Origin of the sequence: Colidextribacter sp. OB.20, assembly GCF_009911595.1 — a bacterium.
Taxonomy (GTDB): Bacteria; Bacillota; Clostridia; order Oscillospirales; family Oscillospiraceae; genus Lawsonibacter.
The window spans coordinates 1-12,583 of sequence record NZ_QWKG01000016.1; the positions used below are offsets into that span (position 1 = coordinate 1).

Genomic DNA, 12,583 nt, shown 5'->3' on the forward strand with positions numbered 1-12,583 from the left:
AATAGGTGTTTAACCACAATGCCTAAAATAATATTAGGCGAAAACATCGTTTAACATACAACTTCCAGTTTATCGGGTAAAGGCATAGGCCAAGCCGCTTTTGGAATAAAGGACAGGCCTCTCCGTTAAAAGGCTTTATGAGGTTGAGAGGAGGCAGCTGCTATGGATGAGCTGATAAAGAAGTATGTGCATCAAAATTGGGATGATATATCCGAGTACCGGGATGAAAAATACTATTTTGTGCAAGCTTCTGATGATGTAGAAAAGATTTTTTCAGAAGTGCAGTACCAATTAGAGGCAGAAATCCCCGAAGAGCTGAAATCGTTTTATAAAAGCTGTGGATGTGGCTTTCTTTGGTTTAACCTGAAACAAAAGAAGGGACTTTACAGAGTCCTCTCGCCGGAAGAAATCTTGGATTTATATTTTGAGCCGGATCAGGAAGAAATTCCGGATGATTTTATCACCTACCGCCAAAATGCCTGGGAGAATCTGGAGAATAACAAGCTTTTGGCCTTTTGCCTCTTTGGGGAAGAGGACAGCCTGCTCTATATCGGCGTTGAAGATGGCGCCATATATTACCTTTCGCCTGCCCGCAAAATAGCAGATTCTCTTTCCAATTTTTTAGAGTTATTAGATCAAGAGGTTGACTATTTTATAAAATGATAGTTACAGGTTAAAAGTGCGGACGAAGTATACTTAAAAAAATTTGAGGTGTTGGACATGAAAAGAACAACTATTAACCATTTTTTAGGTAAAAACACGTGTGAAACGATAGATGATGTGCAGAGAACACTTGACCAATCTGTCGATGGAGTGAATGAGTTTTTTATTAGACAGGAACATACTATGTATCCACATTTAATAGTTTTGATAAATGGATTATACGCATATGTGACCTGTGTTCCAACTGAGGAGGCCGCCGGTACACAAGCCTTTTCAGATGAGTCGGAAACAGATTTAGACCCGGACGGTATCAGTATTTTTTATACAAACACCCCTTCTGAGGAGATAGAGATTTATAACGATTATGTGATTTCTAAAGATTTGGCAGTACAGGTTGTGAAAGAGTTTGTGGAAACTGGAAGGCTGTCAAGCTGCGTTGAGTGGGAGGAGCTGTAAGTAGCTCCTGATGGGGCATAGGCCAAGCCCGCTTTAGAATATCCTTACCTTATAATAGGGGGTGAGGATATGGGGCCATGGCGGCGGGAGCTTGTCCGGTGTATGCGCGGGCCGATGAGACGCCGGAGGCCGGTTTGGACGGGCCCCGGACCTGCGTTGAGAATCCCTCCGGCTGTCCTCACCCTGGCTGTGGCGCTGGTGGTAGCGGGAACTGTGATTGCCCTGTTGGAGGCCAAGCTGCGCCCGGTGGTGGCGGAGCTGGCCGCCGCCCAGGCTCAGAACACCATGACCGCGGTGGTGGAAAACACTGTCTCCGCCGACCTGGCCGCCCGGCAGGTCAGCTATGGCGACTTTGTCGCCATCCAGCGGGATGGGGGAGGGGCCATCACCGCCCTGACCACCGATATGGCAAAAATGAACCTGCTCCGGGCGGAGCTCACTGCCTCCATTCTGGATGCCCTGGAAGAGGTGGACGTATCCATCATTCAGGTTCCTCTGGGAAGCCTCTTCGACCTGGAGCCTCTGTGGGCCAAGGGCCCCACGCTGAAGGTTCAGGCTATGACGGTGGGGACAGTACGGGCGGAGTTCGACAGCCAGCTCACTTCCGCAGGGGTCAATCAGACCCTGCACCGCATCTGGATGGAGGTGGACGTGCCCATAACCCTGCTGCTTCCCGGCGGGGCGGTGGAGACTTCTCTCCACACCCGGCTGTGTGTGGCCGAGACAGTGATCGTGGGGCAGGTGCCCGACACCTATTTACAGGTAGGGGACGGGGCCGTCAAATCATAGAAAAGGACTTATACTAATGAGCTTGACCGAGACACTGTGGTGGTATTTGGAAAATATTTTGGAATATTTTTTCCAGATGCTGCCCTGTATGAGCATCTCCCTGGCGCTTTTTTTCCTGCTGCGGCCCTGGCGGCGCAGACGGCTGGACCGGCTGCGCCTGCACAGCGGCCCGCTGCGGGAAGGGGGACTGCTGCTGTTCGCCATGTTTGCCGCGGGGCTGGCCGCTCTGACCCTCTTCCCGGCCTATTTCTGGACAGCCAGGCACTGGCGGGGGGTGCTGGACGGAACTCTGCCCCTGTTCCCGCCGGTGGACTTCCACATCCAACTTCAAACACTCCAGATGGAGCCCTTTCGAGAGATTTTCCGGGCGGTTCGAGGCCCCTGGGTCATGTTTCTTGTGCTGGCCAACATTGGTATTTTCTCCCCGGTCGGTTTTTTCACGGCCCTGCTCTGGCGGAGGCCCCGGTGGTGGAAGTCCCTGCTGGTGGGCCTCTGCACCTCGTCTGCCATCGAGTTTATCCAGTTTTTCATCGGCCGCAGCACCGACATTGACGACGTAATTCTGAACACCACCGGGGCCCTGGCGGGCTACTGGGTTTTTTGGCTGATGCGGGCATTCTTCCCAAATTTCACCGGAAAATTCCAATGTCAACCAAAAGGAGGGTATTATTATGGATGATTTTGCTGAAATTGAGGCCCTGCGCCGGGAGCTGATCCAGGCGGGCCACGAGTACTACGTGCTGGACAACCCCACCATGTCCGACTACGACTACGACCACAAGCTCCGCCGGCTGGAGGAACTGGAGGCGGCCCACCCGGAGACGGTCACCCCCGATTCCCCCACCCAGCGGGTGGGTGGACAGGCCCTGGAGTCCTTTTCCCAGGTCACCCACCGGGTGCCCCTGGAGTCCCTCCAGGACGTTTTTGACTTTGAAGAGCTGGAGGCCTTCGACCAGCGGGTTCGGAGCGTGGTCCCCAACGCGGAGTATGTGGTGGAGCCGAAGGTAGACGGTCTTTCAGTAGCGCTGGAATATGAGGACGGCCTCTTTGTCCGGGGGGCCACCCGGGGAGACGGACTGGTGGGGGAGGATGTCACCGAGAATCTGCGCACCGTCCGGTCCATCCCTCTGAAAATACCGGACGCCCCGGCCCAACTGATTGTCCGGGGAGAGGTGTACATGCCGAAGAAGGTATTTCATGCCCTGAACGAGGAGCGTGAGCGCAGGGGAGAGGCTCTGTTCGCCAATCCCCGGAATGCTGCCGCCGGCTCCCTGCGTCAGCTGGACTCCAAGATCGCCGCCGCCCGAAAGCTGGATATCGCGGTGTTTAACGTCCAGTATGCTGGGGGAGTGGAGTTTTCCACCCACCTGGAGACACTGGATTTCCTGCGGGACAAGGGATTTAAAGTAATTCCGCATTACAGCTGTTCCCTGGTTGAGGAGACCACCGGGCGCATTACAGAGATCGGAGAAAACCGGGAGAGCTTCCCCTTTGACATTGACGGCGCTGTTGTAAAGCTAAATAACCTGTCAGACCGTGCAGTGCTTGGCTCTACGGCAAAATTCCCCCGCTGGGCGGCCGCCTATAAGTACCCCCCGGAGGTCAAGCCGGCCCAAGTAGTGGACATTGTGGTCCAGGTGGGCCGCACGGGGGTGCTGACCCCCAAGGCAGTGCTCACCCCTGTCCGTCTGGCGGGCACAACCGTTACCAACGCCACTCTCCACAACCAGGATTTTATCTCCGAGAAGGACATCCGCATCGGGGATACCGTGCTGGTGCGCAAGGCTGGGGAGATCATCCCCGAGGTGCTGTCTGTAGTGGAGGAGAGGCGCCCGGAGGGAACAGAGCCCTACTTCCTTCCCAAGACCTGCCCTGTCTGCGGCGCGCCTGTGGAACGGGACGAGGACGGTGCTCATATCCGCTGCATCGGGTCAGAGTGTCCCGCCCAACTGCTGCGCAACCTGGCCCACTTTGCCAGCCGTGACGCTATGGATATTGACGGCCTGGGCGCCGCTGTAGTGGAAAATTTGGTGGGGGCCCAGCTGGTTAAGACTCCTGGGGACCTGTACTTTTTAAAGGAGGAGGATGTGGCCCAGCTGGATCGGATGGGCAAGCGGTCGGCCAAAAAGCTGATAGACGCCCTGGAGAAGTCCAAGGGGCAGGACCTGTCCCGGCTGATTTACGCCTTCGGCATCCGGCAGGTGGGGCAGAAGGCGGGCAAAATCCTGGCGGCCCGGTTCCACACCATGGAGGCCCTCCAGAGCGCCACGCTGGAGGAGCTCACCGCGGTGGACGACATTGGAGAGATCACCGCCCGGAGCATCCTGGACTGGATGGCCAGCCCCCAGAGCCAGCACCTCGTCCAGCGCCTGAGGGAGGCCGGCGTCAACATGACGGCGGCAGAGCAGGGGAGCGACCAGCGCTTCGCCGGCATGACCTTTGTGCTCACCGGCACGCTGGAAAAGTTTACCCGGGACGAGGCCAGCGGGATGATTGAGGCCCGGGGGGGCAAGTCGTCGGGCTCCGTGTCTAAAAAGACCACCTATGTGGTGGCGGGGGAGGCGGCGGGCTCCAAGCTGAGGAAGGCTCAGGAGCTGGGAGTCCCCGTTCTCACAGAGGATGAGTTTCTGGAGCTGCTGAAATAAAAGAGAGAAGGGGAGAGGCGCCATGAAAAAGGGCTATCTCTATATTGCCGTGGCGGTGGTGATGTTCACCTCCTTCGAGGTGGCGCTGAAGTTTATCGCCGGGCAGATCAACCCAATCCAGCTGACTCTGTGCCGGTTTACTATCGGCTTTGGGTTCCTGCTGCCGGTGGCTCTGCGCAGTCTGAAAAAGCGGGGGGAATTTCTGGACGCCGGAAGCATGGCCTATTTCGCTCTGCTGGGGCTGACGGGCATCGCACTGTGTATGCCCATTCTTCAGATGGCGGTGAACTACACCGGCTCCTCGGTGTCGGCGCTGATGTTCAGCTGTAACCCGGTTTTTGTGGCGTTTTTGGCCTTCTTTCTGCTAAAGGAGCCCATTAAACCCCGGCATATCGCCGCTCTGTCCCTGGAGATTATTGGCACAGTGGTGATTATCAGCCCCTGGAACACGAAGCTGAACATGACGGGTGTGCTGCTGGCCCTGCTGTCCACCGTGATGTTTTCTATGTATGGGGTTATGGGCAAGAAAAAGGTGGCCCAGTTTGGCGGGGCGGTGGTCACCTGCTTCAGCTTTCTGTTTGGAAGCCTGATTGTGCTGGCGTTTATCCTGATTTCCCATATCCCGGCGGTGGCGCAGATGTTCCAGGGCATTGGGCTGGACAGCTTCGCCAACATCCCCGTTTTCGCCGGCTACACCCTGGAAAATCTGCCCTATGTCCTCTTTGTGTCAGTGGGCGTGGCAGGAATCGGCTTCTGCGCTTACTTTTTGGCTATGGAGTACCAGCCCGCCAGTGTGGTCTCCCTGGTCTATTTCTTCAAGCCAGCCCTGTCGCCGGTGCTGGCCTGGGCGGTCCACGGGGAGGAGATTTCCCTCAATATGCTCGCCGGCGTGCTGCTCATCGTGGCCGGCTCCCTGTGTGCCATCATCCCGGGAATTATTGAGGCAAAGGGGATAAAAGCTTAATAATTCTCTTGACTTAAAGTACCCTTTATGTGGTATAGTTCCAATACATTACTTAAAAGGAGAGAAATCTATGGAGCGCGCAAAGGTTTATTTCACTGACTTTCACACCCAGGCTTTTGGAGACGGCCTGCCCACCAAGCTGAAAAAGCTGATTAAAAAGGCGGGCATCCAGAATCTGGACCTGGACGGCAAGTTTGTAGCCATTAAGATGCACTTCGGCGAGCTGGGCAACATCAGCTACCTTCGGCCTAACTACGCCCGGGCGGTAGTGGATGTAGTCAAGGAGCTGGGGGGCAAGCCCTTTCTCACCGACTGCAACACCATGTATCCCGGCTCCCGAAAAAATGCCCTGGAGCACCTGGAGTGTGCATGGCAGAATGGCTTTACACCCCTTACAGTGGGCTGTCCCATCCTGATTGGCGATGGCCTGAAGGGCACCGACGACGTGGAGGTCCCGGTGGCGGGCGGCGAGTATGTGAAGCAGGCCAAAATTGGCCGGGCGATTATGGACGCCGACGTATTTATCAGCCTGACCCACTTTAAAGGCCATGAGATGACCGGCTTCGGGGGCACCATCAAGAACATCGGTATGGGCTGCGGCTCTCGGGCGGGGAAAAAGGAGCAGCACGCCAGCGGCAAGCCCAAAATCAGCGCTGACGCCTGCCGGGGCTGCCGGCGCTGCCAGAAGGAGTGCGCCAACAGCGGTTTGGTCTTTGATGAGCAGACCCTAAAAATGCACGTGGATGAGGCCCACTGTGTAGGCTGCGGCCGCTGCCTGGGGGCCTGCAACTTTGACGCCATTTATTTTACCAATGACAATGCCCAGGCGGCTCTGAACTGCCGCATGGCGGAGTACACCAAGGCGGTGGTGGACGGCCGGCCCCAGTTCCACATCTCCCTGATTGTGGACGTGTCCCCCAACTGCGACTGCCACGGGGAGAACGACGTGCCCATTCTGCCCAACATCGGCATGTTCGTCTCCACCGACCCGCTGGCCCTGGACCAGGCCTGCGCGGACGCCTGCCTGGCCGCCGACCCTATCCCAGGCAGTCAGCTGGCCCGGCATCTGGCCGACCCGGAGTTCCACGACCACCACGACCACTTTATCAACTCCACCCCGGAGTCGGAGTGGCGCAGCTGTCTGGAGCACGCCGAGAAGATTGGCCTGGGCTCCCGGGAGTATGAGTTAATTGAGATGTAAAGGGGTGTCCCCCGATGGAATCGTTGGAGGAGAAGGTAAAGCAGGCCCTTGCCCAATGCGGCTGGAACGGTTCCAAGCGCCAGGAGGGGGTTGAAGCTTTGGAGCTGATGGATTTGTTCGGCCTCTACCTGTTTCCCGCCGCCCGTATCTTCGTGGAGCAGTTCGGCGGAATGTGGATGAAGGGTGGGTTTTTGCCGCCAAGGTCAGATAGGAAAAAAACATTGACCTTGATTGGATGGCGAACGCCGGACCATGAGCTTGCATACTGTGAGTCCTGGTTTCTCCCAACCGTGGAAGTGATCCAGCTCCAGCGGAAGGAACTGCTTTTAGCGATTGGCAACGTAGATCACGGAGACCGGTATTGGAGCTCTGAGATTATCTACTGGAGCGAAAACGGGAAGGTCTATGGGGAAACAGAAGGCCAGTTTGAGGAGATCGCCCCCAATTTGTTCGATTTTTTTGCACAGTTCTTCGGATTAAAAGAGGAATACCGGCCCTACTTGGACTGGAATCCGGACAAAAATTATGAGGATTACAACCTGTCTGACAAAATTGAGGCGGAGATGAATCAAGGAACCTATGTCTCTTACGCCCAGAAGCGCTTTGCCAAAAACGGCGGCGTGCCGAATCCTGCCCAGTCCAAGGATGCCTTTACTCAGTGGATGCTCTCCATGGGATAACAGCAAGCCCCTCCGGCCAAGCCGGAGGGGCTGCTCATTTCACTCATCTTTTCCGCTGTTTTCATCAGAAAACGTATTTTTCAGCAGCAGGTCGATCATAAAGACCGACACACAGAACAGCATCATCTGTCCAACGATGAGCCACATCCAGAAGGTGGAATAGTTCTCCTTAAAAAGTACCATCAAAAAGGCGCTGGCCCCGCCGCTGATGATCCCGGTGCGGGCCCACAGCCTGGCGCAGTGGCGGTGGGCCGCCGCCCAGGCCTCAGGGTCCTTCCGGGTCAGCTCTGTGCTGTAGGCCAGGCCCTTGGACTGGTAGGGGGGAGGGGAAATTTTCCACATCAGCCCCACAATCACCATGGCCGCCGGGGCCAGCATGACGACGGCAAAATAAAATGGATACATGATAAAACCTCGCTTTTACTCGGATTTTTCCTCTTTTTTCGGCTTTTTTCGGGCGCCTCCCAGCGGGTTGGCCCTGGCGGCGGCTCGCAGATCGTCGTTGTCCACATGGGTGTAGATCTGGGTGGTATTCAGATGGTCGTGGCCCAGCACCTCCTGGAGGGTGCGCACATCCACGCCGTTTTGCAACATCAGGGTGGCGGCGGTGTGGCGCAGCTTGTGGGAGGAGTACTGGCTGCTGTCCAGCCCAGCGGCGGCCAAGTGCTTCTTCACCAGCTTGTGGACCGCCGCTGTGGAGATGCGCCGGCGGTTTTGCAGGGTGACAAACAGGGCGTTTTGATCTACCAGGGTCAAGGTGTCCCGTTCTGTCATCCAGTCCTCCAGCGCCTGCTGGCAGGCGTCGTTAAGGTACAGCACGCGCTCCTTATTGCCCTTGCCCAGCACCCGCAGCTGGTCTCCTCGAACATCTGTCTTATTTAGTCCCACCAGCTCAGAGATACGCAGGCCGCAGTTGAGAAACAGGGTCAGGATACAGTAATCCCGGCTGGCATTTTTGCCGTCCACATTGTCCAAAAGGTCGATGCTTTCTTCCAGATTCAAGTATTTTGGCAGGGATTTCTTCAAATGAGGAGAGTCCAGGTCCTGGACCGGGTTTGTCTCCAACAGCTTGGCCTTGTTGGTCAGGTACTTGTAAAAAGACCGGATGGTAGCGACCTTGCGGGCCCGGGACGTGTTGTTCAGACCTCGGTCCCGGGACAGATAGTTCATATAGGAATAGATGTCTGTCAGGGTGACATCCCGGACCAGTGAAATGTCCGCATCGGCGATAGAGATATCGTCCAGCGGGGCATCCTTGGAGACCAGATTTTTGCTCTGCTTGAGGAAACGGAAAAAGTTCCGCAGGTCTAAATAGTATTCATCAACCGTTTTCCGGGAGTGTCCCTGGATGGTCTCGTGGTAGACCAGGAAATCCCGCAAAATGGGCGGGGCTTCGGTGTGGTAGTCCATAAACGGCTTGCAGTCCTCAAAATAGGGATTCAGCCTCCACTAAGGTCAACAAAATTTTTATTTTGTTGACCTAATAATGTGAATCATTTTGAGGTACTGCCGTCCCTCCTTTCCTGTCCCTGTTTTGAAGCAGTATAACACGATTCCCAGGCCCGGTCAACAGAGCTGAGAATTGAAAAAGCAATCCGCTTCTGTTCTCGACTTAAAGATCACAATTCTTTTGCTGTCTTGATATTTTTCCAGAAGCTCATGAATCTGCGGCAGCTTCTTTTCGGGAAACTCCATAATCCACTGCTTAAATTCCGGGTCAAATTCTGTTTCAATCCAAGGCATGTCCTCCCGGACCTGACCAACGCGGCTCGCCACACTGGTCAGGCAGACCTCCAGAGGCAGATCCAGCAGAAACACGGTGTCGCAGGCGTTCAGCCTGGCCTCCAGCGTGCGCGGGAAGTTCCCGTCGAGAATCCATTTATCCTGTTTGAGAAGCTCCGCTATCCGTGTGTCGAACGCTTCCCTCGTGACGGTTGTCCGGTCCGGCTTGTGCCACAGTAAATCCAGATGATAGAGCGGAAGTCCGGTTTTGTCCCGCAGTCTTCTCGCAAAGGTGCTCTTCCCCGCCCCGGGGCTGCCAATAATAATGACTTTTTGCATAGTACCTCGCACAATTACATCAGAGTACATTTAAAGTCCTCGTACATCTCAAATACAATTTTTAAAATCTCTTCCAAATCCTCATATGTTCCAAAAACCGGATTTTTGATGCGGTAGTTCACATCAATCAAACGTCTGGAATACGTACTCCAGGGAGCGCCAAGAAGCAGGACGCCGTCCTCTTCCACCACCCAGACCAGTTCAACAATGCCATCCCGCAGGATGATGTGGATATTAAACGTGTATTTTCCGATGTGCTCCTCTTTAATTCTGTAAAATTTTTCTTTGGTGTCAAACCGGGGCAAATATCCTGCCGCCCGGATCATCGCCATCACTTCTTCCCCATCCATATAAATTAAGCGGTCATCCGGCGGTGTTTTGGCAGCGCTGAAGCGGGCGGATAATTTTTCATACCGCTCAACAAAGTTGATTTTCAGCAAGGCAGCTTTTATTTTGGGGTTCAATTCAGCCATTATATTTCACATCCCCAATAGTTTACGGGGCCCAAACCTGGGCCCCGTTTCGTCCCTTACACTAAGCAGTCCAGATATGCACTACCGGCTTTCCGGTCTGCCCTGCATACTGACATAGCTCAATTAAATCCTTCACTGCGGCCACCGCCTCCGGCGGCGGGGATTTGACCTCCGGATCGTATGCTCTCATCGCCTGGAACCACGCCTCTGTCAGCGCATTGGCCTTTTGGAGATCAATGGCGGCTATATACTGCTCCCACTCCTCGGAGACGATGAAAAATCCCCGGTCCTCCGCATCGAAGTAGCAGGTCAGTCCCTCACGAAACGGGACTGCCTTATGGGAGGAAAAGGCGGTCGCACATTCCGACAGAGTTTGCAAATCTCTGGGAATCAGATGCAGGGAAAAATCTGCTTTTCGGGCCATCCGCTGATTTAATGTCTGATAATCCGCCGCTTCCAGAGCATCCAGCATATTTTTTGTGTCATCCGTCTGACTGCCCGCACAGAAAATGAAAGAAAGTCCCATAAAAGCTCCTCCTTATTCCATTACATATGGGCTCGATGGTATACCTTTTTACCCTTTTTCACCATCAGGCCGTCCCCGGACAGGTCGGCGGCGGTATAGCTGACGGTTGCGGCATCCACCTTCTCGCCGTTGACCTCTACCCCGCCCTGCTCCACCAGGCGGCGGGCCTCCTTCTTGGAGGGCGCCAGCTTGCACTTGACCATCAGGTCCAGCACGCCGATGGCGCCGTCGGTGAGGTCGGCCTCGGTGAAAACGGTGGCGGGCACATTGGACATGTCGCCGCCCCCCACGAACAGGGCCTTGGCGGCCTCCTGTGCCTTGACGGCCTCCTCCTCCCCGTGGACCAGCTTGGTCAGCTCAAAGGCCAGGATTTCCTTGGCGGTGTTCAGCTGGCTGCCCTCCCAGCGGTCCATCTCGTCGATCTGCTCCAGAGGCAGGAAGGTTAGCATCCGCAGGCACTTGAGCACGTCCCCGTCGCCCACGTTGCGCCAGTACTGGTAGAACTCGTAGGGAGAGGTCTTGTTGGGGTCCAGCCACACCGCACCCTTGGCGGTCTTGCCCATTTTCTTGCCCTCGGAGTTGAGCAGGAGGGTGATGGTCATGGCGTGGGCGTCCTTGCCCAGCTTGCGGCGGATGAGCTCAGTGCCCCCCAGCATGTTGGACCACTGGTCATCGCCGCCGAACTGCATATTGCAGCCGTAGTGCTGGAACAGGTAGTAGAAGTCGTAGGACTGCATGATCATATAGTTGAACTCCAGGAAGGACAGCCCCTTCTCCATCCGCTGCTTATAGCACTCCGCCCGGAGCATGTTGTTCACCGAGAAGCAGGCGCCCACATCCCGCAGGACCTCAATATAGTTCAGCTTCATCAGCCAATCTGCGTTGTTGATCATCATGGCCTTGCCATCGCCGAACTCAATAAACCGCTCCATCTGCTTCTTGAAGCAGTCGCAGTTGTGGCAGATGGTCTCCTCGGTCATCATGGAGCGCATGTCGGTGCGGCCGGAGGGGTCGCCGATCATGCCGGTGCCCCCGCCGATGAGAGCGATAGGCCGGTTGCCCGCCATCTGAAGACGCTTCATCAGGCACAGGGCCATGAAGTGGCCCACATGGAGGGAGTCGGCAGTGGGATCGAAGCCGATGTAAAACACCGCCTTTCCCTCGTTAATCATTTTGGAAATTTCCTCTTCGTTGGTCACTTGAGCAATGAGTCCGCGGGCCTTCAATTCTTCATAACAGGTCATAATAATTCTCCTTTATTTCGTTTCAGTTGAGACGGCCGACTGCCGGGCCAGAAGCACATTATAAACAACCACACTTACCACCACGATCACCGCACCGATCAGGGCCATCAGGGTGATATCCTCCCCGTAGAAGAGGGATACCAGGACGGGGCTGAGCACCGGCTCAATGCCGGAGACCAGGCTGGCGGTGACGGGCGGGGTGGTTTTCAGGCCCTCGGTCATCAGGATGTAGGCGATAGCCACCTGAAATACGCCCAGAATCACCAGGCTGGTCACAGCGGTGGATGTGAACTCCGTCTCCCGGAGCAGGAAGGGCAGCCCTACCGCCGCGCTGATGACGTCTCCCCAGAATACGGAGGAGATGGCGTCGCTGTTGGGCATGGCCCGGAGAAGGAACACTCCGGCGTAAGCCACACCGGAGAGCAGAGCAATCCAGTTGCCCAGCATCTCCCCTGCCGATATCTTGTCCACAAAGAAAAACAGGATACCCCCCAGCACCGCCACACAGGCGATCAGGTCCAATCTGCCAGGTTTTTTATGAAAGCAGAAAATGGAAAACAGAATTACGAAAATGGGCGCGGTGAACTGGAGCACGATGGCATTGGTGGCGGTGGTCATCTTGTTGGCAATGGCAAACAGGGTGTGGGCGAAGAAAACACACATCGCCCCCAGCAGAATCCAGCGGTTCATCCGGGGCCTGTGGCGGGTAATGATCAGATAACTCCCCACAACCACCGCCGCGATGGCGGTGCGCCCGCCGTTAATGGCAAGTCCACTCCAGGGGATGAACTTGATGCACAGCCCACCGATGCTGTACAGAACAGCGGCAATGAAGACAAACAGTGTCCCCCGTTGACGCGCTGACATGACAATCACTTCCT

Annotated in this window: 15 protein-coding genes; 8 read left to right on the top strand and 7 right to left on the bottom strand. The window is 55.6% G+C overall.

All coding sequences use genetic code 11. The annotated features are described in order from the left end of the window. Positions 1-162: 162 nt before the first annotated feature. From D1641_RS04890 to D1641_RS04925, 8 genes are all read left to right on the top strand, one after another. A complete protein-coding gene (locus D1641_RS04890; RefSeq protein WP_160663281.1) occupies positions 163-663 on the top strand; it encodes an SMI1/KNR4 family protein in 501 nt (166 codons plus the stop codon). Positions 664-720: 57 nt separating this feature from the next. Continuing rightward, the gene (locus D1641_RS04895) at positions 721-1,119 is read left to right on the top strand and encodes an Imm1 family immunity protein (RefSeq protein ID WP_160663282.1); all 399 of its coding nucleotides are present in this window, start codon (positions 721-723) and stop codon (positions 1,117-1,119) included. Between the two features lie 69 nt (positions 1,120-1,188). Beyond that, positions 1,189-1,908: a sporulation protein YunB gene (yunB, locus tag D1641_RS04900; RefSeq protein ID WP_160663283.1), complete on the top strand. Its 720-nt coding sequence runs from the start codon at positions 1,189-1,191 to the stop codon at positions 1,906-1,908. Between the two features lie 16 nt (positions 1,909-1,924). Continuing rightward, on the top strand, positions 1,925-2,587 hold the full coding sequence (locus D1641_RS04905) for a VanZ family protein (RefSeq protein WP_160663284.1): 663 nt from the start codon (positions 1,925-1,927) through the stop codon (positions 2,585-2,587). After that, positions 2,580-4,553, top strand: a complete 1,974-nt coding sequence (gene ligA / locus D1641_RS04910; protein ID WP_160663285.1) for an NAD-dependent DNA ligase LigA — start codon at positions 2,580-2,582, stop codon at positions 4,551-4,553. Before D1641_RS04905 ends, ligA begins: the two co-directional genes overlap by 8 nt. Before the next feature lie 22 nt (positions 4,554-4,575). Further along, positions 4,576-5,517 (top strand): DMT family transporter, encoded by a 942-nt coding sequence (locus tag D1641_RS04915; RefSeq protein ID WP_160663286.1) that lies wholly within the window; start codon positions 4,576-4,578, stop codon positions 5,515-5,517. Between the two features lie 70 nt (positions 5,518-5,587). After that, positions 5,588-6,718, top strand: coding sequence for a DUF362 domain-containing protein (locus D1641_RS04920; RefSeq protein WP_160663287.1), 1,131 nt, complete (start codon positions 5,588-5,590; stop codon positions 6,716-6,718). A 14-nt stretch (positions 6,719-6,732) separates the two neighbouring features. Further along, positions 6,733-7,398, top strand: a complete 666-nt coding sequence (locus D1641_RS04925) for an SUKH-3 domain-containing protein (protein ID WP_160663288.1) — start codon at positions 6,733-6,735, stop codon at positions 7,396-7,398. Positions 7,399-7,437: 39 nt separating this feature from the next. Here the strand turns inward: D1641_RS04925 and D1641_RS04930 are convergent, their stop codons facing one another. From D1641_RS04930 to D1641_RS04960, 7 genes are all read right to left on the bottom strand, one after another. Further along, positions 7,438-7,803 carry an SdpI family protein gene (locus D1641_RS04930; RefSeq protein ID WP_160663289.1) on the bottom strand — a complete coding sequence of 122 codons (366 nt, stop codon included), beginning with the start codon at positions 7,801-7,803 and terminating at the stop codon, positions 7,438-7,440. Positions 7,804-7,818: 15 nt separating this feature from the next. Then, positions 7,819-8,808, bottom strand: a complete 990-nt coding sequence (locus D1641_RS04935; protein WP_160663290.1) for a tyrosine recombinase XerC — start codon at positions 8,806-8,808, stop codon at positions 7,819-7,821. 156 nt (positions 8,809-8,964) lie between these two features. Continuing rightward, positions 8,965-9,459 (bottom strand): adenylate kinase, encoded by a 495-nt coding sequence (locus D1641_RS04940; RefSeq protein ID WP_160663291.1) that lies wholly within the window; start codon positions 9,457-9,459, stop codon positions 8,965-8,967. Positions 9,460-9,473: 14 nt separating this feature from the next. After that, positions 9,474-9,932, bottom strand: a complete 459-nt coding sequence (locus D1641_RS04945; protein WP_160663292.1) for a hypothetical protein — start codon at positions 9,930-9,932, stop codon at positions 9,474-9,476. Positions 9,933-9,993: 61 nt separating this feature from the next. After that, complete coding sequence (locus D1641_RS04950) at positions 9,994-10,458, bottom strand: hypothetical protein (protein WP_160663293.1); 465 nt, start codon at positions 10,456-10,458, stop codon at positions 9,994-9,996. Positions 10,459-10,478: 20 nt separating this feature from the next. Further along, entirely contained in the window at positions 10,479-11,702 is a 1,224-nt protein-coding gene (tyrS, locus tag D1641_RS04955; RefSeq protein ID WP_160663294.1) for a tyrosine--tRNA ligase, read from the bottom strand. 12 nt (positions 11,703-11,714) lie between these two features. Next, positions 11,715-12,569: an EamA family transporter gene (locus D1641_RS04960; protein WP_160663295.1), complete on the bottom strand. Its 855-nt coding sequence runs from the start codon at positions 12,567-12,569 to the stop codon at positions 11,715-11,717. Positions 12,570-12,583: the final 14 nt, after the last annotated feature.

Coding starts and splice junctions, on each gene's coding strand:
- D1641_RS04930 (WP_160663289.1), bottom strand. CDS start 7,803: ATGTATCCATTTTATTTTGCCGTCGTCATGCTGGCCCCGGCGGCCATG.
- D1641_RS04895 (WP_160663282.1), top strand. CDS start 721: ATGAAAAGAACAACTATTAACCATTTTTTAGGTAAAAACACGTGTGAA.
- D1641_RS04905 (WP_160663284.1), top strand. CDS start 1,925: ATGAGCTTGACCGAGACACTGTGGTGGTATTTGGAAAATATTTTGGAA.
- tyrS (WP_160663294.1), bottom strand. CDS start 11,702: ATGACCTGTTATGAAGAATTGAAGGCCCGCGGACTCATTGCTCAAGTG.
- D1641_RS04915 (WP_160663286.1), top strand. CDS start 4,576: ATGAAAAAGGGCTATCTCTATATTGCCGTGGCGGTGGTGATGTTCACC.
- D1641_RS04920 (WP_160663287.1), top strand. CDS start 5,588: ATGGAGCGCGCAAAGGTTTATTTCACTGACTTTCACACCCAGGCTTTT.
- D1641_RS04940 (WP_160663291.1), bottom strand. CDS start 9,459: ATGCAAAAAGTCATTATTATTGGCAGCCCCGGGGCGGGGAAGAGCACC.
- D1641_RS04925 (WP_160663288.1), top strand. CDS start 6,733: ATGGAATCGTTGGAGGAGAAGGTAAAGCAGGCCCTTGCCCAATGCGGC.
- D1641_RS04945 (WP_160663292.1), bottom strand. CDS start 9,932: ATGGCTGAATTGAACCCCAAAATAAAAGCTGCCTTGCTGAAAATCAAC.
- D1641_RS04950 (WP_160663293.1), bottom strand. CDS start 10,458: ATGGGACTTTCTTTCATTTTCTGTGCGGGCAGTCAGACGGATGACACA.
- D1641_RS04935 (WP_160663290.1), bottom strand. CDS start 8,808: ATGGACTACCACACCGAAGCCCCGCCCATTTTGCGGGATTTCCTGGTC.
- D1641_RS04960 (WP_160663295.1), bottom strand. CDS start 12,569: ATGTCAGCGCGTCAACGGGGGACACTGTTTGTCTTCATTGCCGCTGTT.
- ligA (WP_160663285.1), top strand. CDS start 2,580: ATGGATGATTTTGCTGAAATTGAGGCCCTGCGCCGGGAGCTGATCCAG.
- D1641_RS04890 (WP_160663281.1), top strand. CDS start 163: ATGGATGAGCTGATAAAGAAGTATGTGCATCAAAATTGGGATGATATA.
- yunB (WP_160663283.1), top strand. CDS start 1,189: ATGGGGCCATGGCGGCGGGAGCTTGTCCGGTGTATGCGCGGGCCGATG.